General features: G+C 58.2%; 21 protein-coding genes and 1 tRNA gene. 8 read left to right on the forward strand and 14 right to left on the reverse strand.

All coding sequences use genetic code 11. From position 1 onward, the window contains the following. Positions 1 to 11 precede the first annotated feature (11 nt). From BHQ40_RS07765 to BHQ40_RS07780, 4 genes are all read left to right on the forward strand, one after another. Positions 12 to 2,273: a TonB-dependent receptor gene (locus tag BHQ40_RS07765; protein WP_171905797.1), complete on the forward strand. Its 2,262-nt coding sequence runs from the start codon at positions 12 to 14 to the stop codon at positions 2,271 to 2,273. 59 nt (positions 2,274 to 2,332) lie between these two features. Beyond that, complete coding sequence (locus BHQ40_RS07770; RefSeq protein WP_070154560.1) at positions 2,333 to 2,770, forward strand: nuclear transport factor 2 family protein; 438 nt, start codon at positions 2,333 to 2,335, stop codon at positions 2,768 to 2,770. 29 nt (positions 2,771 to 2,799) lie between these two features. Further along, positions 2,800 to 3,144, forward strand: a complete 345-nt coding sequence (locus BHQ40_RS07775; RefSeq protein ID WP_139139224.1) for a hypothetical protein — start codon at positions 2,800 to 2,802, stop codon at positions 3,142 to 3,144. 134 nt (positions 3,145 to 3,278) lie between these two features. Next, positions 3,279 to 3,980, forward strand: coding sequence for a glutathione binding-like protein (locus BHQ40_RS07780; RefSeq protein ID WP_070154564.1), 702 nt, complete (start codon positions 3,279 to 3,281; stop codon positions 3,978 to 3,980). Positions 3,981 to 4,069: 89 nt separating this feature from the next. Here the strand turns inward: BHQ40_RS07780 and BHQ40_RS07785 are convergent, their stop codons facing one another. Beyond that, complete coding sequence (locus BHQ40_RS07785; protein WP_070154566.1) at positions 4,070 to 5,416, reverse strand: MFS transporter; 1,347 nt, start codon at positions 5,414 to 5,416, stop codon at positions 4,070 to 4,072. A 435-nt stretch (positions 5,417 to 5,851) separates the two neighbouring features. Between BHQ40_RS07785 and BHQ40_RS07790 the strand changes: the two genes are divergently transcribed. Both BHQ40_RS07790 and BHQ40_RS07795 read left to right on the forward strand, forming a co-directional pair. Then, positions 5,852 to 6,538, forward strand: coding sequence for a TetR/AcrR family transcriptional regulator (locus BHQ40_RS07790; RefSeq protein ID WP_070154568.1), 687 nt, complete (start codon positions 5,852 to 5,854; stop codon positions 6,536 to 6,538). 521 nt (positions 6,539 to 7,059) lie between these two features. Beyond that, on the forward strand, positions 7,060 to 9,492 hold the full coding sequence (locus BHQ40_RS07795; RefSeq protein ID WP_070154570.1) for a TonB-dependent receptor: 2,433 nt from the start codon (positions 7,060 to 7,062) through the stop codon (positions 9,490 to 9,492). A 133-nt stretch (positions 9,493 to 9,625) separates the two neighbouring features. On the opposite strand, the gene BHQ40_RS07800 is transcribed toward BHQ40_RS07795, so the two are convergent. Continuing rightward, a complete protein-coding gene (locus BHQ40_RS07800; RefSeq protein ID WP_216094862.1) occupies positions 9,626 to 10,003 on the reverse strand; it encodes a winged helix-turn-helix transcriptional regulator in 378 nt (125 codons plus the stop codon). Positions 10,004 to 10,098: 95 nt separating this feature from the next. Between BHQ40_RS07800 and BHQ40_RS07805 the strand changes: the two genes are divergently transcribed. After that, a complete protein-coding gene (locus BHQ40_RS07805; protein ID WP_070154574.1) occupies positions 10,099 to 10,662 on the forward strand; it encodes an FMN-dependent NADH-azoreductase in 564 nt (187 codons plus the stop codon). A gap of 164 nt (positions 10,663 to 10,826) precedes the next feature. On the opposite strand, the gene BHQ40_RS07810 is transcribed toward BHQ40_RS07805, so the two are convergent. The 12 genes from BHQ40_RS07810 to BHQ40_RS07865 all read right to left on the reverse strand — a co-directional run bounded on the left by BHQ40_RS07810 (position 10,827) and on the right by BHQ40_RS07865 (position 19,361). Beyond that, positions 10,827 to 10,903 (reverse strand) — tRNA-Pro (locus BHQ40_RS07810). A 330-nt stretch (positions 10,904 to 11,233) separates the two neighbouring features. After that, positions 11,234 to 12,190: a hemolysin family protein gene (locus tag BHQ40_RS07815; protein WP_070154643.1), complete on the reverse strand. Its 957-nt coding sequence runs from the start codon at positions 12,188 to 12,190 to the stop codon at positions 11,234 to 11,236. 5 nt (positions 12,191 to 12,195) lie between these two features. Then, a complete protein-coding gene (gene ybeY, locus BHQ40_RS07820; protein ID WP_070154576.1) occupies positions 12,196 to 12,711 on the reverse strand; it encodes an rRNA maturation RNase YbeY in 516 nt (171 codons plus the stop codon). Next, positions 12,704 to 13,699, reverse strand: a complete 996-nt coding sequence (locus BHQ40_RS07825) for a PhoH family protein (RefSeq protein ID WP_070154578.1) — start codon at positions 13,697 to 13,699, stop codon at positions 12,704 to 12,706. The genes ybeY and BHQ40_RS07825 overlap by 8 nt, the downstream gene beginning before the upstream one ends. A 109-nt stretch (positions 13,700 to 13,808) precedes the next feature. After that, on the reverse strand, positions 13,809 to 15,158 hold the full coding sequence (miaB, locus tag BHQ40_RS07830; protein ID WP_070154580.1) for a tRNA (N6-isopentenyl adenosine(37)-C2)-methylthiotransferase MiaB: 1,350 nt from the start codon (positions 15,156 to 15,158) through the stop codon (positions 13,809 to 13,811). Positions 15,159 to 15,166: 8 nt separating this feature from the next. Further along, positions 15,167 to 15,799, reverse strand: coding sequence for a lysophospholipid acyltransferase family protein (locus BHQ40_RS07835; protein ID WP_253183289.1), 633 nt, complete (start codon positions 15,797 to 15,799; stop codon positions 15,167 to 15,169). A gap of 118 nt (positions 15,800 to 15,917) precedes the next feature. Further along, complete coding sequence (locus BHQ40_RS07840; protein ID WP_070154647.1) at positions 15,918 to 16,340, reverse strand: Fur family transcriptional regulator; 423 nt, start codon at positions 16,338 to 16,340, stop codon at positions 15,918 to 15,920. A 114-nt stretch (positions 16,341 to 16,454) separates the two neighbouring features. Beyond that, complete coding sequence (locus BHQ40_RS07845; RefSeq protein ID WP_070154582.1) at positions 16,455 to 16,877, reverse strand: Ros/MucR family transcriptional regulator; 423 nt, start codon at positions 16,875 to 16,877, stop codon at positions 16,455 to 16,457. 119 nt (positions 16,878 to 16,996) lie between these two features. Then, positions 16,997 to 17,467: a ribosomal protein S18-alanine N-acetyltransferase gene (gene rimI / locus BHQ40_RS07850; protein ID WP_070154584.1), complete on the reverse strand. Its 471-nt coding sequence runs from the start codon at positions 17,465 to 17,467 to the stop codon at positions 16,997 to 16,999. Then, a complete protein-coding gene (gene tsaB, locus BHQ40_RS07855) occupies positions 17,467 to 18,096 on the reverse strand; it encodes a tRNA (adenosine(37)-N6)-threonylcarbamoyltransferase complex dimerization subunit type 1 TsaB (protein ID WP_070154586.1) in 630 nt (209 codons plus the stop codon). Before tsaB ends, rimI begins: the two co-directional genes overlap by 1 nt. A 31-nt stretch (positions 18,097 to 18,127) precedes the next feature. Next, a complete protein-coding gene (locus tag BHQ40_RS07860; RefSeq protein WP_070154588.1) occupies positions 18,128 to 18,721 on the reverse strand; it encodes a malonic semialdehyde reductase in 594 nt (197 codons plus the stop codon). 70 nt (positions 18,722 to 18,791) lie between these two features. Next, positions 18,792 to 19,361, reverse strand: coding sequence for a NifU family protein (locus BHQ40_RS07865; RefSeq protein WP_070154590.1), 570 nt, complete (start codon positions 19,359 to 19,361; stop codon positions 18,792 to 18,794). A gap of 140 nt (positions 19,362 to 19,501) precedes the next feature. Between BHQ40_RS07865 and BHQ40_RS07870 the strand changes: the two genes are divergently transcribed. Next, positions 19,502 to 19,972, forward strand: a complete 471-nt coding sequence (locus tag BHQ40_RS07870) for a pyridoxamine 5'-phosphate oxidase family protein (protein WP_070154592.1) — start codon at positions 19,502 to 19,504, stop codon at positions 19,970 to 19,972. Positions 19,973 to 20,074: the final 102 nt, after the last annotated feature.

Here is a 20,074-nt window from a genome sequence, read left to right on the forward strand (position 1 = left end):
GGAGAGATATTATGTCGGTACAGTTTTTCCGGAAATCTTTGATTTCAGCGTCCGGCGTTATGGCGCTGGCTACGGCTTTTGGCGGCGTGGCTCAGGCGCAAACTTCAGAAACGCCGGCCGCAGCGGCAGATGATGCATCTGGCGGGGGTCAGATTCAGGATATTATCGTCACTGCGGAACGGCGTGAGGCGAGCGTGCAGCGTACGCCAATCGCCATTTCCGCTGTTGGTGGCGAAGCCCTCCGCTCCAAGCAGATTGTGGACATTGAAAGCCTTTCGACCCAGGTGCCCAACGTCACCTTCGGGCGTAACAACGGCACGACCAAAGTCTTTATTCGCGGCATTGGCCTCGATGCGATTTCGCAAGGTCAGGATTCCCGCGTCGCGATTTATACCGACGGCATTATCAGCGCCCGTTCGCAGGCGGCCCTGCTGGGTTTCTATGACGTGGAGCGGATTGAAGTGCTCGCGGGGCCGCAGGGCACGCTCTATGGGCGCAATGCAACGGCCGGCGCGATCAACATCATCACAACCGATCCCGGCGACCGCCTGGATGGCTATGGCACGCTTACGGTCGGCAATTATGGATTGATCAGGACGGAAGGCGCTGTCGGTGGCCCCCTGTCCGACACGGTTTCGGCCAGGCTGGCTTTCCAGACGAGCGACCGCAATGGCTATGGTGAGAATATCTCCACCGGACAGGATGTTGACGATGAGCGGACGCGCGGCGTTCGCGCCAAGGTCAAGATTGAGCCTTCGTCCTCGCTGAAGATCATCCTTGAAGCCGATTACTACAAGCTGGATGATCATAGCGGCAGCTTCCACTATCTTGCCCAGCAACCGGGTTTCACGCCTCCCAGCATCATCAGGGGCTTTGTAAAGCCCGATAATGTCCGGGATGTTGCGGGAACGGACCCGCGGCAAAAGATGGAAAGCTATGGCGGCTCGGCAACCGTCTCGCTTGATCTTGGCGGCACCCAGCTTACTTCGCTGACCGGTTATCGCCGCTTCAAGCAGTTCCTGGCGGCTCCGCTTGACGGCACCACTGGCGGTTATGTCTCGACCAACCAGAGGGAATGGGCCAAGCAGTTCACGCAGGAATTGCGTCTCGCCCGCAGCATCGGACCGGTCGATATCCTGCTCGGCGCTTATTATTTCCATGAAAAGAATTTCGGGGGCAGCGACGTACAACTGTCGCCGGCATTGTTCGGAGGGCCGGTGACCCCGATGCTCCAGGGCGCCTTGAACGCCGGCACGCAGGTAACCAATGCCTATGCGGCCTTCTCGCAGGTAACGGTGAATATCACTGACCGGCTCGGTATCGACCTCGGCCTTCGCTACAGCAAGGAGAAGCGGAGCCTGGCGGAATATTCGCAGTTTGACATTGCCAATGTCTTTAACCCGGCGATGTTGTTCATCCCGAACCCGGCCCTTGCGACCTTCCAGAGCCAGAAGGCATCGTGGAACTCCACCGATCCGAAGGCCACCATCCATTATCAGTTCGCGGATACCGTCTTTGGGTATGCGACCTACTCGCAGGGGTTCAAGAGCGGTGGTTTCAACTTCGGTTATCTGCAAACCGCATTCGCTCCCGAAAAGATCAAGGACTATGAAGTCGGTCTGAAGGCGGATCTGTTTGACCGGAAGCTGAGGGCGAATATCGCGGGCTTCTGGTATGACTACACCAATCTGCAGGTGACTGTCGTCGAAGGGATCAGGACTGTCACCCGGAATGCAGCCGGCGCCAGAATCTACGGCCTTGAGGGGCAATTCACCGCACTTCCGGTCGATGATCTGCAGCTCAAGCTCAATCTTTCCTGGCTACATTCGGAATATACCAAATATATCTCGCCAGATCCTTCGCTGCCGGGCCAGGGACCCATCACCCTGCCGGATGGCACGCAAGCATTCGACCTGCGTGGCAATCAGCTCGCTTACTCTCCCAAATATAAGATTGATGGAGAGATCGGCTATACCATTCACACTGGGGCAGGTGATTTCACTCCGCGGGCGAATGTCATCTGGGTTGACCGCATTTACTTCTCTCAGTTCAACCACCCATTCGTCAGCCAGCCTTCGCGCACCGAGGTAAACCTTTTCCTCGACTATAATTCGGGCGACAGCGGCTGGTCGGGCGGTCTCTTCGTTCGCAATCTGACGAACAAGACCTATGGGGTCGCAGCCACGGCAGCGTCGGATTTCATCGGCGGTCAGGTGGTTGGCCAGTTGGGCGCTCCGCGCACCTATGGCCTGTCCGTGACGAAGCGTTTTTAGGCCATCCATGATCAATACCGGATCGGGGGCCATCTCCCGATCCGGCACAGGAGCCAAGCATGGATCAACAAACTCTTTTTGACGACAGTGAAGCATGGCGGATCGAAGGGGAATGCGTGAAGCTGATTAATCGCTTTGCGCATTTCATCGATAATCGCCGCTATGATGAACTGCTGGGGTTGATGACCAGCGACTGCATTATTGAATGGCCCGGCAACAAAATGCGCGGCGCCGAATTGGTTGAAATGCTGAAAGAGTCACCCGAAGATGTGGTCTCGATGCATGTCATCACGGTGCCGCTTTTCGGTTCAGTCACCCGCGATGAGGCCGACTGCATATCCTATCTGACCTTTTATCAGGCGCCCATGTCGGAAGATGGCGTGGGAATTCTGGCGGGTGCGGCGGTGCTGGCCGAATATCATGATAAGTTCAGGCGTTCCGAGGCCGGTTGGCGGATATCGGGGCGCGTCGTGAAGCCCAAAATGGCGCGTGCGTAGAATTTTGAGTAAACTGTGGAGAAGTGAAAATGGCTAAATTTATGGTGCTGGCTTTCACGAACCCGATCGAGGGTAAAGAAGACGAATATAACGACTATTATGATAATGTCGCAATGCCGGTATATGAGGGCGTGCCCAACACGAAGGTATTGGGACGATACAAGGCGCTGGATATGAAATCCTATGAGTTCGCCATGGAAAACCAGTGGAAATACGTTTCCCTGTACGAGATTGAGGCGGACAATATCGACGACCATTTCAAGGAAGTCTGGGAATATATCGAAATGGCGAAGGCCGAGGGCCGTTACCAGTTTAACGAGTTCATCGACAAGTCGACGGTGTTCGAGCCGGTGTTCGTGAAGATGGTTGATTAACGCTCAACCTCGGTAAATTCGTGCAATGAACGGCCGGACCGTGCTCCGGCCATTCGCCCTGTCTCGCATAGCGGGATGGAGCGCCGCAGCCAGGCGGATGCGAAACAGGCCCGCAGATCGAAGGAATAGATAGCATGATCAAGCTTTATGGGATGAGCAGTCCGAATGTCGTGAAGGTTATCATCATGCTTGAGGAAATCTCAGCGGATTGGTCGATGAACCGCGTCCGCCTGCTCGATGGGGAACAGTTCACGGATGAGTTTCTTGCGCTCAACCTGAATTCGAAGGTTCCGGTGATTGTCGATGATGAAGTGCCAGGGGACCCTCTGGCCGTCATGGAATCCGGGGCCATTCTTATCCACCTTGCGGAAACCCGGAAGGCTTTCCTGCCAATCGATCCGACGGCCCGCTCTTTGGTCATCCAGTGGCTGATGCTGCAGATGAGCACGATTGGGCCGATGTTTGGCCAATATATCCATTTCCTGCGATTTGCGCCTGCGGGAAGCGACTATGGGCTGGCGCGCTACCGGGCGGAAATGCGGCGGCTGTGCAAGGTCGTGGATCAGCGGTTGAATCAGGCCGAATATCTTGGCGGCAAGGAATATTCGATTGCCGATATGGCGACTTATCCGTGGATAAAGCTGATCTACGGCGATCTTGTTGAACGGGAGATTGCGCCAGCCGTTGAGGGCTGGCTGAAGCGCATCGGTGAACGGCCCGCCGTAATGCGTGCGGAGGCGTTCAGCGCGGAAATCAAGAAGCAGGATGTCAAGGCTACAGAGGCGGCGACGCCGGCGCAGTTCGACCGGATATTCAACCGTCAAAGCGCTGCTTGACCCGCCACAGCCCTGGGGTCGCACCCTTAGGCTTGAGAAGGGGCGCTGGTTACGGCCAGCGCCCCTTTTTTTGGGTTTTTAGTCCGCTATCATGTCGCGGTTTGATACTCCGCCTTCTTGTCCCTGGAAGTCAGCGACCATAGGCCGAAAATCGCAAAGAGGGCGATCAGCGCTGGCGCGGATAAGCCAACAAATATCAGCGACACCTTCAGGTTGGATGCCAGCAAAACGCCGCCGAGAAGCGAGATGGCCATCCCTCCCAATCGACCGATAGCGGTCGCCGCGCCTATGCCGGTCGAACGGATCTCGGCCGAATAATAGCGGCCCGTTATGACGACCAGGCTGAATTGCCCGCCAAATATTCCCCAGCCGACGAAAAACATGGCGATCAGCAGGAGCGGTCCATCCTTAAGGGCGATCTGGCCAAGAAAGAGCAGCCCCAGCGCCGCAATGACATAGCATGAACTTAATGCCGCCGCCGGGCTGAACCGGGTTTGGGCTTTGGAGGTTATCAGGCTGCCGGCCAAACCTCCGATCGTGAAAACCGAAAGCGCGCGCGTGGCGGCCGAAATATCCATTCCTTCCTTGGACAATGCGGTCGGAAGCCAGCCGGAGAAGAAATAGTTCATGCACATCGTCAGGAAGGTGATCACCCAGATCAGGAGCGTCGTTGTGCGATGTTTCTCGGACACCAGGCTCGTGAATTTCTCGATGATGCCCTCTTTCCTGATATCCGCGGCTGGTTGCGTTGACGCAGCGTCCAAAAGTTGCTGATCGGCGTCTGGAAACGCTTTCCCCATAATCTCATGGGCCTTGGCTCTGTGCCGTTCAAAGCGGATCAGATATTGTGGAGATTCAGGTAGCAATGCCAGGCAGCCAATCGCAACGATGGCGCTGATGAATGCGCTGAAATAGAATATGCTCGGCCAGCCATAGGTGGCCCCAAGAGAACCCGAAATGAATCCGCTTATGCTTAGCCCCACGGGCATGGAGCATGCGATTATGACCGCGCCCAACGCCTTGTGCCGTGTCGGCAGATATTCCAGTCCCAAGGCGATCAGGTTGGGATATAGGCCGCCCACGCCGATGCCGCAGACAAGGCGGGTAAGCGCCAGCATCTCGATACTGGTGGCAAGGCCGCCGGCACAGGTGGCCAATGCGGTGAGCAGGAGATTGAAGATTATCGCAGGCCGGCGGCCCCATCGATCGCCAAGAGGGGCGAGGAAGATATTGCCCAATATGGCGCCCAGACCGGCCGCCGTGAAAATGATGCCGATAAGGGCATTTGATACATCCCACGCGCGGCCTATGAACGGAGCAGCGAAAGCCGCTGCAGCGTAATCAAAGCCCTCGACAATCCCGGCCAGGCAGCAAATCGCAACAACCATAAGGGAATAGCGGCTGAGTTGGCCGCCGGTTTGCGAAGTCGGATTCATTATTCTCTCCCCGGATTATCTTTACTGAAGCCGCTCCCCGATCTTGTGCCGGCCAGATAGCTCCATGGCGTCTGCAATATTATCAAGGAAAAACGGCGGCTATTCCCTCGCGCTTTGTCTTATCCCCGCCGAACTCAGCGTAGCGCAATTGTTCACTAGATCAATATCAATCAGCGGTCGGAAGCGCAGGTCGTTCAATGATTCACGGCCGAATTAGATAGAGGGGTGCCGTGAAAAGAGGCAGGTTGCCAGAAATCGGTTCAGTTGACTGAATGATCTATAAATCCTAACGGATTTGCTTCTGGTTCGTTTGAAATTAGGCGCGCCGTCCCGATTACACCGCTTCAACGATAAGCAGATTGCATGACATATTAATGGTTTCGGCCAAAATAAATGGCTAATGCGGATATTGAGCGACTGACACGCGGAAGACAAATGAACGGCGAAACTTCACCTGCACCGGCAAAAAAGCCCCGGAGTCCCAAAAAAACCGACGCATCAGCGGGGCCGCGGACCAAACGCCGGCGGCGGCCGGAAGAAGTCAAGGAGCGTATATTAAGCGCGGCCCTTACGGCATTCGCCACCTATGGCTTCGAGGGCGCTTCTGTCAGGAGCATTGCCAAGGACGCCCACGCATCGCTCCCGCTGGTGCTCTACCATTTCCGCTCGAAGGAAGATTTGTGGCGGACGGTAATGGAGGGCGTGTATGAGGAAATCGATACAGGGCAAAAGCGCCACCCCAATTATGATAGCTTGTCCGCCAGCGAACGGCTCCGTTTGCTGATCGAGGATATTGTCCGTTTCTTTGCGAATTCACCGTCGTTGCACCGTCTGATGACCCTGGAAGGGCATCAGATCACTGACCGGCTGCTGTGGATGTGTGAGCGCCATACGCGGAAAAGCTTCCGCGATATGACGACGTTGATTGTCGAAGCGCAGAGGGAGGGCAAGGTCCGTATGGTTGACCCGGCCCGTTTGCGGTTTGCAATTAACGCAATGTCCGCGGTGCCGTTTGCCGTTTCGGCGGAATATCAAATCCTCACCAATAAAAGCCCGTTCAGCGCCGAGGAGATTGAGGGCACGATTTCCCTGATAAATCAGTTCGTGTTTCTCGACGACTGAAGCTGGCCGTTTTCCCTTTGGCATGATCGCGTTGCGGCGCATCTGCTAGCGGGACGGAAAGCTCTCGTTTTGCCTCACGCGTCATTTGGGGCGTAAGCGCCGCGTTGCCATTCGACAGCCGCCATTGGCGTCAAATGGCTTATCAAATGATCAGAATTTTTGCGCTCCCCGCGCAAAATATTTTTGCGTCGCCTGAATCTCATGACGATTTTGGCTTGCTACGGGAAGGTGATTCCGTATATGCAACGAATTGCTGATCAAATGATCAGTTTTCTGACCGTCGAAATAGGCGGCAGTCGAAAGAGGAGATGATCTGAAAAAGGCCCGGGCACGCCGTCCGGTTCATGGCTGAATCTCGCCATTTTTATCCTTACAGCCGAACATGCTCCAGCCAATTGCGCTGTAGCCCTATTTCGTCACGGCAAGAGGCGCCATGCAGCTTCATTCGGTGCGTGTTTGGGTGATGAGATCGATCCTCGAAAATAATAATTCACTGAAACAATTGGTGAGGGAGGGGTGAAATGAAAAATCTCGGTAAAGTTCGCATCTCGATGTTCGCGATGGCCGTTGCAACTGCTCCGATGATGGTCGCGCCGAGTGCAGTAATAGCGCAAACGGCTGAATCTGCGTCCGAATCTCCGCCGGCCGACGATGCGGGCATGATTGTTGTCACAGCGCGCCGCCGCAATGAAAATATTCAGGATGTTCCGGTCGCCGTCACGGCCGTTGCGGGCGAGGCGCTTGAACAAAGGGCGATTACGAACCCGTCAGACCTCATGCGCGCCGCGCCGGGTCTGGTCGCTGGTCCTTCTAGTGTTCGCGGCTACAACCAGTTGATTTTTGCCATTCGCGGGCAGCGCAACGGCGACGGAACGTCAGGGGCGGATCCCTCCGTGGGCGTCTATTTTGCGGAAGCGCCGCAAAATTCGCCGCAAGGGTTAAACAGCGCCTTTATCGATCTTGAATCCGTTGCGGTGTTGAGAGGCCCGCAAGGGACATTGTTCGGGCGCAATGCCACAGCCGGCGCGGTGCTTATCACGCCCAAAGGTCCGGGCCGCGATTTTGGCGGCTATATACGGGCTTCGGCGGGTAATTATGGCCTCCGCGATATTGAGGGCGTCGCCAATATACCGCTGAGCGATACGTTGGCGGTCCGCGCGGTTGGCAAATCGACCTCGCGTAATGGCTATATGCGTCAGGTCATCTCCAACATCGACTATGACAGCATCGATGCGCAATCGGCCCGTCTGTCGATCAAGTGGACGCCCAGCGAGGGCATCGAGTCCACGACTATCGGGACCTATAGCCGCGCACGCTCGACCGGCAATTCGGCCAAGCTGATTGCGGTTACCGGCGCGCCCGTGACCAATCCGACGCTCATTGGGTCTTTCCTGGCCTATCAGAACCTTGGAAAATATGAGTTCGTGGACAGCTACGAGCCTGGCGCGCCCTTCTCCGATCCCAGCAATGAAAATCGGACTTATAGCGTTCAAAACACCACCTCGTTCGATCTTGGCGGGCCGGTGCTCAAGAACATTATCAGCTACCGGAATATTTATGACCAGGCCGCGCCGGATGGTGACGGCACTCGCGCGCAGTTCATTCAGACACCCCTGGTCGACCGGATCAAGGAATATAGCGAGGAACTGCAATTGTCCGGGACGGCCGGGATCGTCACCTATGTCGGCGGGCTTTTCCTGTTCCGCGCGGATGGTTCGGAAGTTACCGATTTCGCCAGCCTGATTACATCGCCGTCGCCGATCGGTACGCCGACACCGGCATCGACGTTGTCGCCGATGACCATATTGAGTTCGCAGACCCGCAATACGAGCTATTCGGCCTATGCGGACGCGACGGTCGACCTTTCGGGCGTCGTATCCGGGCTGGGCATTTCGGGAGGCCTGCGGATCAGCCGCGATGAGCGGGAATTTCGCGCCCATCATATCAGGCAACTCGCGACGGGTTCCACAGATTACCGGTGCCTCCTGACTGGCCAGATCGTGAGCGGAACCAGTCAGTGCAATTCGACATACAAGACGGATTTTACCCGGCTGACGGGCGAATTCACCGTGAACTATCAGGCTTCACCGGATAATTTGCTCTATGCATCCTATCGCCGGGGATACCGCACTGGCGGATATTCGATTACCGCCACAAACCCGGCAATCGCAGGCTTGCCCTATCAGCCGGAAACGGTCGACGCATTTGAAATGGGGTCGAAAAACCAATTCGATATCGGCGGACGTCCCGCCACGCTGAACCTCGCCGGATATTATAGCGAATATAACGACATCCAGCGGCAAACGACGATCTTCACTCCGGGCGTGCCGCTGTTCAACAGGGTGGTCAATGCGGCGAAGGCCCATATCTATGGCGGAGAGGTCGAGCTGGACATAAGGCCGTTTGACGCGCTGCAATTGCTGGCGGGATATGCCTATACGAAACCGGTATATGACAGCTTCAGCGACACGCTGGTCGTCAGTGGAACGCCCTATATTATCGATCAGAGGGGCAGCCACTTCGTCAATATTTCCAAGCATCAGCTCAACCTGGCGGGCACTTTAATGCTGCCGGTGCCGGAAGATATTGGGGAAATATCGGCGTCGTTGAACTACAGCTATCGTTCAAAGGCATGGCAGTTCAATGAACTCAACTCCCCGAACTGTACGGGCAACGGCACATTGCCGGCGGGCGTGGTATATGTCCCTTGCTACAACCATAATGGCATTTTGCCCGGTTATGGCATCGCGAATTTCCGCCTGGACTGGAAGAATATCTATAATAAGGGGATCGATATCGGCCTGTTCGTGAATAACATCACGAACAACTATTATTATTCCTACGGCGTAAACACGTTGGGCGGCAACGGCCAGGGAACCTATTATGTCGGCGTCGGCGCACCGCGGATGTTCGGCATAGAAATCCGGGCATCGTTTGGAAGCGAGCGTGATTAAATTGCGCCTGTTTGACGAATTTGGCCTGTTTTCTTTTGAGAGCAGGCCAAATCGTTGGCCAGTACGGCAGCCGCCCGTGCGATCATCCTACAGCGAAGCTAGCGCCGATTTGACGGCTCGTTGCGAAGGTTCATCAAATATCGTCGGTGCGGGCGTCATATATGCTGCGCGCCGCATCGACAGTGGTGCGGTTCGCGATCGCCCAGTCGCCCAGGGCCTTTACCGGTTCAAGCAGGGATTTTCCCACGTCGGTCAACGCATAATCGACACGGGGAGGGATGCTTGGCGTTACCTTGCGGGTGATAAGCCCATCGCGTTCCAGTCCGCGCAGCGTAAGGGTCAACATGCGTTGCGAAACGCCGTCTATGCCGCGTTTCAGTTCACTGAAGCGCCGTGGACCTTCTCCCAGCGTGGCGATGACCTGGATGCTCCATTTGTCACCAACACGGGCGAGCACTTCACTTACGCGTACACATTCCGAAGTGTGATGAACGGTCGAGGAATTAGTCACTTTGATGTGCCTTTGTTACCAAAATGTGCCGTCTTGTCCGTGCGACCTGTCTAGACCATTTCTGCGCCGGTCACAAAATGAAAGTGAGTAACAAAATGAAACTTCTTCATATCGATAGCGCCATTACAGGAGACGGTTCGGTCAGCCGCCAGGTCACTGCGGACATCGTAAAGCGTCTTGTCGAGTCCAATGGTTCCATTGAAGTGACCCATCGCGATCTCGCTGCCAACCCGCTTGGTCATTTCACGCTGGCCGATCTTCCGGGGCCTGCAGGCACGACGCCCGTCCTGGATGAGTTTCTCGCTTCCGATGTGATCGTTATCGGCGCGCCGATGTATAATTTCACCGTTCCAAGCCAGCTCAAATCGTGGATCGATCGCATCCTCGTTGCGGGCAAGACGTTCAGCTATAGCGAAACCGGCCCTGTTGGTCTGGTGGGCGACAAGCGGGTTATCATCGCGATCGCACGGGGTGGTTTTTACGGCGCGGATACGCCTTCCGCGGCAAATGAGCATCTCCAGACCTACCTCACCGGCGTTTTCGGCTTCATCGGCATCAAGCCCGAATTCATCGTCGCAGAGGGTGTCATGGTTGGGCCGGAGCATCGCGAAGCTGCTTTGGCTGGCGCGGGCCAGACGATTCTCGCACTCGCTGCATAACCCATTTGGGGGCGGAATGGCGCGGCACATGTTGCCGCGCCATTTTGCATGGGCATTCGAGCAATAATGCCGGATTATGCCGCTACTAGACAGCCGGATCAGGGGACCAACATCCTCATTTCCTGACACCGGAGTTCAGAAAGCCAATTGGTCTGAGGGATTAGTGGTCGGGGAGAGAGGATTCGAACCTCCGGCCCTCTGCTCCCAAAGCAGATGCGCTACCAGGCTGCGCTACTCCCCGACGCATGCGCATTAGGAGCGAAAGAGACTCAAGGCAAGGCACCTTTATTCGACAAACTGCCGCCTTTTTTCAGCGGAATATCAGCCAGCCGATCAGTATGAGCGGAATGGGCACGCCCAGCAGCCATAATAAAATTCCCTTGCCCATAACGGCATCCTTCCATTTTCTCGTGATACCGAAATAACGAGTAAGGATGCCGGACGTTCCGGGGCGTAGGCAGCTAAGACCGCCGGACGATCTTCAGAAACTTGCTTCCAACGTCACGCCCATAATGCGAGGTTCGCCACAGAGCGCCTAGTCGCGCACGCCTGACGCCGCATGAGCGAAAAGTCAGGCGTCCTCGGCAAGTTCCACATGGGCGGGGGGATGGAGCCTCAGCCGGGACACACGGCGGCTGTCGCTGTCCAGTATCTCCAGCTTCCACCCACTTTCGTCATGCAGCAGGATTTCACCGATTTCGGGAACGCGCCCCGCAATGACGAAGGCAAGGCCGCCGAGCGTATCGACATCCTCCTCGACCTCCGACAATTTGGGGTCGACTTCCTCCGCCACATCATCCAGTTCGGCCCTGGCGTCGGCATCCCACATCCCGCCGTCCAGGGGAACCAGCATCGCCTGCGGTGCGTCGTCATGTTCGTCCTCGACCTCGCCGACGATTTCCTCGACCAGATCCTCGAAGGTCAAAAGCCCTTCGGTCCCGGAATATTCGTCGAGCACGATGGCGAGGTGCGTCCGCTTCGCCCGCATTTCGGCCAGCAGATCCAGCACGCCCATGCTTTCGGGCACATAGAGAGGCTGACGGATCAACGGCTCCAATGTGTCCGGCGGCGGCATTGTTCCCGCCAATATGGCGAATGCGTCGCGGATGTGGATCATGCCGATGATCGTGTCGAGCGTACCGCGATACACGGGGATGCGGCTGTGACCGGCCTCCGCGAACAGGGCGGCAAGTTCGGCGAAACTGGCCTTTTCCTCGATCGCGATGATGTCCGCGCGGGGAACGGCGACATCGTCCACCGTATGCTCGCTGAAATGGAGAAGGTTGCGAAGCATCTGCCGCTCGATCGCGGACAGGTCGCCCTTTTTCGCTGTGGAGGAAGCGCTGCCGCCCTCCTGTTCCTCGCCATCATATTCGTCGATGGCTTCTTCAATCTCCTTGCGGAGGCTCTGCTCGCTCTCGTCGCCGAAGATCAGGGACTTCAGCCCCTGCCATATACTGCCGCCTTCACTGCTGTTGGCGCTGCTACTGTCCGCCTCTTTCGGGGTGGATGGGCTGTCGTCAGCCATGATGTTCAATGATCCCCTGTTATATCCAGATATGGATTGCGAAGGCCAATGCTGGCGAGCGCCTGTACCTCAAGCGCCTCCATCTCCTCAGCCTCCACGTCGATCATATGGTCATAACCGAGCAAATGAAAAGTCCCGTGAATGATAAGATGCGCGGCATGGTCGGGAACGGCTATGCCTTTTTCAGCCGCCTCGGCCGTGCAGACGCCCGCTGCAAGCACGATATCGCCCAGCAAAACCTCGCCGTCATCGGTATTGGCCATGGCTTCCAGAAGGTCGCGCTGAACCATGGGAAAGGAGAGGACATTTGTCGGTTTGTCCTTCCCCCGATAACTGCGGTTCAGCGACTGGACCTCGTCATCATCGGTCAGTTTGACCGCGATTTCATAGGTCGCCGCCTGCGTGGCGTAATCCGCATTGGGGCTGTGGCGCAGGGCCGCGGTCACCGCCTTCAGAGCCAGGGCATCCCAGTCCAGCTCAGGCCATTCAACGCTTTCCCGGAGCACCGCGACATCAAGCATCCGGGCCCTCATAAGCCTGGACGATGCGGCCGACGATCGGATGCCGCACAACGTCGGCGATATTGAACGGCACGACGGCGACACCTTCCACGCCCTCAAGCCGCGCGACGGCGTCGGCGAGGCCGGATACGCCGGGCTGGGGAAGATCGACCTGCTTGGGATCGCCGCAAATGACCATCCGGCTGTTCTCGCCAAAGCGGGTGAGGAACATCTTCATCTGGGCAATGGTCGTGTTCTGCGCCTCGTCCAGTACGATGAAGGCGTTGGCCAAAGTGCGGCCGCGCATGAAGGCGAGGGGAGCGATCTCAATCTCGCCGCTCGCGATCCGCCGCTCGACCTGTTCGGCCGGCAGGGTGTCGTACAGGGCGTCATAGATCGGACGGAGATAGGGATCGACCTTCTCCTTCATGTCGCCAGGCAGGAAGCCCAGCCGCTCCCCAGCCTCTACCGCCGGGCGGGACAGGATCAGGCGATCCACGCTGCCGGAGATAAGCTGGCTCACCGCCTGCGCGACGGCCAGATAGGTCTTGCCGGTGCCTGCCGGACCAAGCGCGAAGATCACGTCCTGCCGCGCCAGTTCCTCCATATAGGTAACCTGCGTCGCGGACCGGGGAACGATCGTCTTTTTCCGGGTGCGGATCATCACCTTGGGCGGCTCGGCCACATCATGGCGGATAATGCCGTCCAATGTCGGTTCGGACGACATGGCGATCACGGCTTCGACGGCGCCCGAGTCGATCTCCTGGCCCGCGACGATACGGTTGTAGAGGCCGGACAGCACGTCGCGCGCGCGGCCTGCCGCTTCGGCCTCGCCCTCAATCTGCAGCTTGTTGCCGCGCGCGGCGATATAGACGCCCAGCCGATTCTCGATCGCCACCAGATTCTGGTCATATTGGCCGAACAGCGTGCCCAGCAGATGCGGCTTTTCAAAGGTGACTTCCAACCGGGCGCGTTCGCCCGCTTCGGCCCGGATATGTCGCTTGGCCATCAGGCTTTTCTCCCTCCCGTTGGATCCGCTGGAGCGGAAAGCCATCTTCCCTTGTCCGGTCCATGGCATGATGCTGGCGGACGGGTGGATATGGCGATGGGATTTGGGTTCAAGCGGCTTTCCTCCTCACAAGTTCCCCGGCAAGGCTGTTCGGCCCGGCCGAGACGATATCGACATCTATCATGTCCCCGATGACGGCGCTTTCCGCCAGAACATGCACGGACTGCATCCAGGGGGTCTTTCCGACGATCTGGCCGGGATGGCGGCCGGGACGCTCCAGCAGGATGCTGGTGGTCCGACCCACCATTGCCTGGTTGAACTCCACCTGATGACGATTGATCACCGCCTGCAGCCGGGCAAGCCGCTCGTCCATTACTTCCGGCGCGATCTGCCGGTCCATGTCGGCGGCCGGCGTGCCGGGCCTGGGACTATATTTGAAAGAATAGCATTGGGCGTACCGGACCTGCTCGACCAGGGCGAGCGTCGCTTCGAAATCCGCATCGGTTTCTCCGGGGAAACCGACGATGAAGTCGCCGGACAAGGCGATATCCGGCCGGGCCGCGCGCACTCTGTCCAATATCGCCAGATAGCTCTCCGCCGTATGGCTGCGGTTCATCGCCTTCAAAATCGGATTGGAGCCGGACTGTACGGGCAGATGCAGGAAGGGCATGAGCTTGTCGACCTCGGCATGCGCCGTGATCAGGCCATCGGTCATGTCGTTGGGATGACTGGTGGTGTAGCGGATGCGATCAATGCCGGACAGGTCGGCAAGCGCGCGAATCAGCCCGTCGAAACCGATTGCGGCGCCCCGGTCATTATCTTCGCTCCAGGCATTCACATTCTGCCCAAGCAGGGTGATCTCCCGCACCCCGCCATCTATCAGCGCCTTCGCCTCGTCCATGATGGCGGCAAAGGGGCGGCTGATCTCTGCGCCCCGCGTATAGGGCACGACGCAATAGGTGCAGAATTTGTCGCATCCTTCCTGGATCGTCAGGAAGGCGGTCGGACGGCTTTGCTTGCCGCGGCTTGGCAGTGCGCCGAACTTCGACGCGGCGGGCATGTCGGTGTCCAGCGCTTCCTCGCCGCGCGCCGCTTTGCCGATCAGGTCGGGTAGGCGGTGGTAGGCCTGCGGACCGACGACAATATCAACGGTCGGCGCCCGCCGGGCGATCTCCGCCCCCTCCGCCTGGGCCACGCAGCCCGCGACAGCGATCATCGGGCGGCTGCCATCCTCACGGCGCAGGCGGCCTATGTCGGAATAGACCTTATCCACCGCTTTTTCGCGAATATGGCAGGTGTTCAGGACAACAATGTCGGCTTCCGACCCTTCCGCAGCCTGGGTCATGCCCTGCGCGCCAAGCATCTCGGCCATGCGCTCGCCATCATAGACGTTCATCTGGCAGCCAAAGGATTTGACGTGGAATGTAGCCGGGGACTTCGGAGGGCGTGCTTGATTCATTGGTCCCTCTATACAGCCGGGAACGAGACCAAGGAAGGCTGGAGACGCGCCTCGATCCTTTTCCTCGCTTCGGCTGCTATCGCCTTTCGATCCGGCATATCTTCCGGATCGAAGGGATCGAGGAAGTGAAGGGTGAGCTGCACTTTTCCTTTCCTGCCCAAAATCCGCGAGGCGTTCGCACCGGCGCTTTCTTCGCCATGCCATGCGATTTCCGCCGCTGCGCTTCCATAGTCCAGATAGACGGGCTGCACGTCCAGATCGCGGGGCGGGGGCATCATGACGGCGAACAAGGCGGGCTTGAAGGGGAGGAGCGTAAGGCCGTCGCCGGTCGTTCCTTCGGGGAATAAGGTGACGGGCTGATGTTCGCGCAGCGCCGAACGCAGGACATCCACCTGCTCGGTCACGCCTCTGCGGCGCTCCCGCGCGACGAAGATCGTATTATTCTGCGCCGCCAGCCAGCCAATCACCGGCCATTTTTCTATGCCGTCGTGGGCGATGAACGCCGTCCCCGTCGCTCCGCCCAGAGCAAGAATGTCCATCCAGCTCACATGATTGCAGGCGAAGAACACATCGTTTCTCAGGGGGATGCCGGATATGCGCAAGTCAACGCCAACAGCGCGCGCCGCCAGACCCAGGAACATGCGCGGCCAGGGAGAGCGCCTCCCCGACAGCTTCCACAGGAGGTGCGGGGGAAGGCAGACCAGCAACGCACCCAGCAATGCTGCGATGCGCCGCCATCGGCGCAGCCGGGTGCGCAGGTCAGTTCTTCCGGTCGAGAGAAACGCCGTAAAGCTCCATGCGATGATCGACGAGGCGGAACCCCAGCTTTTCGGCGATCTGGCGCTGCAACTGCTCCAGTTCCGGGTCGACAAATTCAATCACATTGCCGGTTTCGACGTCGATCAGATGATCGTGATGGGATTCGGGCGCGGCTTCATAGCGAGCGCGTCCATCGCCGAAATCATGCCGTTCCAGAATGCCGGCTTCTTCAAAAAGCCGCACAGTCCGATAGACGGTGGCGATGGAAATGCCAGGATCGACCGCCGAAGCGCGCGCATGAAGCTTCTCAACGTCGGGATGGTCCTCCGCTTCCGACAAAACCTGCGCAATGACCCGGCGCTGTTCGGTAATGCGAAGGCCTTTTTCGGCACAAAGTGCTTCGACATCGATCTTGCGGTTCATCGGTTCCGTTTCCATCCTAACGATAACATGTGGCAGCCTAGCGGCTTTTTTGCGTACGCGAAAGGGAGGGAAACCGTGGCCGGTTCCCTCCCTTTTCCCAAAGCCTCGAAAGCCTTATTTCGCGCCGCGGCGGCGGCGCTTCGTGCCCAGGCCGATCTTCTTCGCCAGGGTGCGGCGCTGCTCTGCATAATTGGGGGCGACCATCGGATAGTCCAGCGGCAGGTTCCACTTGGCCCGGTAATCCTCCGGCGTCATCTGATAATGGGTCATCAGGTGGCGCTTGAGCATCTTCAACTTCTTTCCGTCCTCAAGGCAGACAATATAGTCAGGCTTGATTGACGACCGTACAGATACGGCAGGCTCAAGTTTTACTTCGGGCGCGGCAGGGCTGGCCGAAAGACCGGAAAGCGCGGAATACACATTCTGTATCAGCACCGGCAGATCAGAAACCGCGACGGTATTGTTGGTGACATGTGCGGCGACAATATCTGACGTCAGAGTGATCAGCATTTCATCTTTTGCCGATTCTTGCTCCATTGCCCGATGCTCCTTTTGGTTTTGTGTGACGACCCGACCCTGAATCATTTGGATTCTCAGGCTTGGACGCGCCGTCAGTAGGCCCATTTCTGCATCAATTCAAGGCGTAGGCATGAAAATCATATCTCAAGACGGAAGCTTAATGCATCATATAGTTTACCGTCGTCGCCGCGATAATAATCAGGTCGCGTATTTACATGCTGGAAACCAGTTTTTCTATACAACGCGACTGCCGGATTATCCGCGCGGACTTCCAGAAACATGGATTTTATGTTGCGCGATCGCGCCGCAGCGACGCTGTGATCCAGCAAAGCCGATCCTATCGCATGCCGTCTCCAGGCGGGGTCCACGGCCAGAAGCAGTAGTTCCGATTCATCGAATATCGAACGGACGAGCGCAAATCCAAGCGTCGCCCCGTCCATTTGCGCCAATGTGAGCCAGCATCCACCCAGGCTTGTCAGGCCCGCAAGCTGCGGCGCCGTCCATGCCTCGCCGAAGGCCGGATCAAAGGCGCGCTCCATGACCGACATCGCCGCCGCCTGCGCGCGCCTGCCGGGGCGTTCATGCAGTATCAGCGTGAGACCGTACATCAACCCGCACCTGCCGGTGTCGCCATCGGCTTCGCATCCGCGCCCCGGCCATAAAGGGGGTGGGGCGGAACCAAGCCATGTTCGGGAATGTCCGGGAACAAGCGGCTGTCGGGATGAAGCGGAACCGCAAGACCAGTTCCCCGCGCCGCGCACAGAGCCTCCGCGCCTGAGCCATATATGACTTCCGCCGACACGCGCGCCGCCAGCGCAGCGATCGGGACGGATTCCAGATCGCCACCGGGGGAAAGTTCCCTGTCGAACATCTGCCAGAACAGTTCGCCATGCCCGCCAGTGATGGCGACCGCCACCGGCCATTGCTTTGCGCCGTCCTGCCGGGCCGCTGCCGCGACCAGCGTCATCGCGCTGAAGCCGGTCAGCTCCGCCTGCCAGGCGAAGGCGAGTGCGCGGGCGGCGGCGATGCCGATGCGAACGCCGGTGAAGCTGCCTGGGCCGACATCGACAGCCACCCGATTCGCGCGCCCGCCATCGGGCAGCGCCGCGATGGCGGGCATCAGCTTTTCGGCATGTCCGCGGCCGGCGATTTCATGATAGTGGGCGATCAGATCGCCATTGTCGAACAGGGCGATCGACAACGCCTGTGTCGCCGTATCGATCACCAATGTCCGCAATGTTCACCCCTGAACGCATGAAGCTACGCGGTTAGTCGATCCGGTTGAATTTGCCAAATGCCGGGCGGGGCAGGCGATCGAAAATCGTCGCGCGATCCCCATAGCCAAGCGTCGAGATGAAATTCGACTTTATATTCGGCGTGTCCCCGAAGAAAGCGGCGTCCACCCCGGCATTGTCGAAGCCCGACATGGGGCCAGTGTCCAGCCCAAGCGCGCGCGCCGCCATGATGAAATAGGCACCCTGCAGCGAACTGTTGCGCAGCGCCATCACCTCACGCACCGCGGGATCGGGAAACCAGTCCTTGATGTTGGGAACATGGGGAAACAGTTCCGGCGCCTGTTCATGGAAATCAATGTCCATGCCGATGATCACGGAGACCGGCGCTTTTCGGATCTTGTCGCCATTGGTGTTGAGCGCGAGCGCGGCGAGCTTCTCCTTGGCTTCCGGGCTGACGCACCAGACCAGACGGGCGGGTAGAAGGTTGGCCGATGTCGGCCCCATCTTCATCAGATCCCAAAGGGCATGGATCTGATCTTCTGAAACCGGGGTGTCGAGATAGCCGTTGAAGCTCCGGGCGGTCAGGAAGATTTGGTCGAGGGATTCCTGCGGCAACGGCTTGGTCATTGGGCGTTTTCCTTGGGTGGGAGCGTTATAGTGGCGGCCGCGATAGTCCCGGAGCGTCCAAACGGTGCGCTCAGACGGCGCGTACTTCGGTCACTTCCGGAACATAATGCTTCAAAAGGGACTCGATGCCCTGTTTGAGCGTCGCGGTAGATGAGGGGCATCCTGCGCACGCGCCCTGCATCTTCAGATAGACCTTGCCGCTGTCGAAGCCGCGATAGATGATATCGCCGCCATCATTAGCCACGGCGGGACGGACGCGGGTTTCGATCAATTCCTTGATCTGCGCGACGATCTCCGCATCCTCCGGGTTGTCGGCCGGCGCATCGTCCGGGACGGAGATGTCAGCGGCGCTGCCAGCGCGGAATAACGGCATGCCAGCGGAAAAATGGTCGAGCAATATGCTGATCACATCCGGCTTCACATCGGTCCAGGCCGCGCCGGGACCTACAGTGACGGACACGAAATCCTGCCCGAAAAACACGCCCGTAACATCGCCGAGGGTGAACAGCGCTTCCGCCAGCGGAGACGCTTCCGCCTCTTGCGCATCCGCAAAGTCCCGCGTGCCGCCTGACATCACCGCCTGTCCAGGCAGAAACTTCAGGGTCGAAGGGTTTGGCGTTGTTTCGGTCTCGATCAGCATGGCCGCTATGTGGGGCGGTTGGCGCGCCAGATCAAGCGAAGTTCTCTCGACTTTCTGCGCGTCGGTGTGACCGGCCCAATTAGGCTGGAACCCTATGGCCGGTGAGGGATTGGTTTCATACTGAACCGATGGAGAGAAAGATGAGCAGCCAAGCCGAAATCAAGCAGCGTTTCTGGAAGGAACTGGCCGAAAGTCCTTATCTGATGGTGGCTCTGGATGGCGGCCATCAGCACAGTGTGCCCATGACCGCACAACTGGACAAGAATGCGGATCATGCCTTCTGGTTCTACACCTCCAGGGACAACCGGCTCGCCGGCGGCGGCCCTGCCATGGCCCAATTTGCGGATCAGGGACATCATCTGTTCGCCTGCATCGCCGGAACGCTGGTCGAGGAGACCGATCCGGCCGTGATAGATCGCTATTGGTCCAACGAAGTCGCAGCCTGGTATCCCGGTGGGCGGGACGATCCCAACTTGCTGATGCTGCGTTTCGAACTGGGCGACGCAGAGATTTGGCTGGCCGATATGTCCCTGAAGGGCATTTTCCGCATGATGATCGGCAAATCCGTCGCCGCAGAGGAGAAGGGCAAGCATGCGGAGGTGGCCCTGTAGATTCCTCGGACGATGTCCTACGAAGTTGCGGAAGTTGCGGGTATCGGACGTATGTCGTCCCGCAACTTTCGCACCGGGCTTCCATATCTTGGGAAGTTCCCG

Origin of the sequence: Sphingobium phenoxybenzoativorans, assembly GCF_001757355.1 — a bacterium.
Taxonomy (GTDB): domain Bacteria; phylum Pseudomonadota; class Alphaproteobacteria; order Sphingomonadales; family Sphingomonadaceae; genus Sphingobium; species Sphingobium phenoxybenzoativorans.

Bases quoted from the DNA above. Each gene is read 5' to 3' on its own strand.
- BHQ40_RS07780 (WP_070154564.1), top strand. From the start codon at position 3,279: ATGATCAAGCTTTATGGGATGAGCAGTCCGAATGTCGTGAAGGTTATC.
- rimI (WP_070154584.1), bottom strand. From the start codon at position 17,467: ATGTACGGTCTCACGCTGATACTGCATGAACGCCCCGGCAGGCGCGCG.
- BHQ40_RS07815 (WP_070154643.1), bottom strand. From the start codon at position 12,190: ATGGCTGACGACAGCCCATCCACCCCGAAAGAGGCGGACAGTAGCAGC.
- BHQ40_RS07765 (WP_171905797.1), top strand. From the start codon at position 12: ATGTCGGTACAGTTTTTCCGGAAATCTTTGATTTCAGCGTCCGGCGTT.
- BHQ40_RS07865 (WP_070154590.1), bottom strand. From the start codon at position 19,361: ATGCTGATCGAGACCGAAACAACGCCAAACCCTTCGACCCTGAAGTTT.
- BHQ40_RS07845 (WP_070154582.1), bottom strand. From the start codon at position 16,877: ATGGAGCAAGAATCGGCAAAAGATGAAATGCTGATCACTCTGACGTCA.
- BHQ40_RS07825 (WP_070154578.1), bottom strand. From the start codon at position 13,699: ATGGCCAAGCGACATATCCGGGCCGAAGCGGGCGAACGCGCCCGGTTG.
- BHQ40_RS07790 (WP_070154568.1), top strand. From the start codon at position 5,852: ATGAACGGCGAAACTTCACCTGCACCGGCAAAAAAGCCCCGGAGTCCC.
- BHQ40_RS07785 (WP_070154566.1), bottom strand. From the start codon at position 5,416: ATGAATCCGACTTCGCAAACCGGCGGCCAACTCAGCCGCTATTCCCTT.
- miaB (WP_070154580.1), bottom strand. From the start codon at position 15,158: ATGAATCAAGCACGCCCTCCGAAGTCCCCGGCTACATTCCACGTCAAA.
- BHQ40_RS07840 (WP_070154647.1), bottom strand. From the start codon at position 16,340: ATGAACCGCAAGATCGATGTCGAAGCACTTTGTGCCGAAAAAGGCCTT.
- BHQ40_RS07805 (WP_070154574.1), top strand. From the start codon at position 10,099: ATGAAACTTCTTCATATCGATAGCGCCATTACAGGAGACGGTTCGGTC.
- BHQ40_RS07835 (WP_253183289.1), bottom strand. From the start codon at position 15,799: ATGTTCCTGGGTCTGGCGGCGCGCGCTGTTGGCGTTGACTTGCGCATA.
- BHQ40_RS07860 (WP_070154588.1), bottom strand. From the start codon at position 18,721: ATGACCAAGCCGTTGCCGCAGGAATCCCTCGACCAAATCTTCCTGACC.
- BHQ40_RS07770 (WP_070154560.1), top strand. From the start codon at position 2,333: ATGGATCAACAAACTCTTTTTGACGACAGTGAAGCATGGCGGATCGAA.
- BHQ40_RS07795 (WP_070154570.1), top strand. From the start codon at position 7,060: ATGAAAAATCTCGGTAAAGTTCGCATCTCGATGTTCGCGATGGCCGTT.
- BHQ40_RS07870 (WP_070154592.1), top strand. From the start codon at position 19,502: ATGAGCAGCCAAGCCGAAATCAAGCAGCGTTTCTGGAAGGAACTGGCC.
- ybeY (WP_070154576.1), bottom strand. From the start codon at position 12,711: ATGCTTGATGTCGCGGTGCTCCGGGAAAGCGTTGAATGGCCTGAGCTG.
- BHQ40_RS07775 (WP_139139224.1), top strand. From the start codon at position 2,800: ATGGCTAAATTTATGGTGCTGGCTTTCACGAACCCGATCGAGGGTAAA.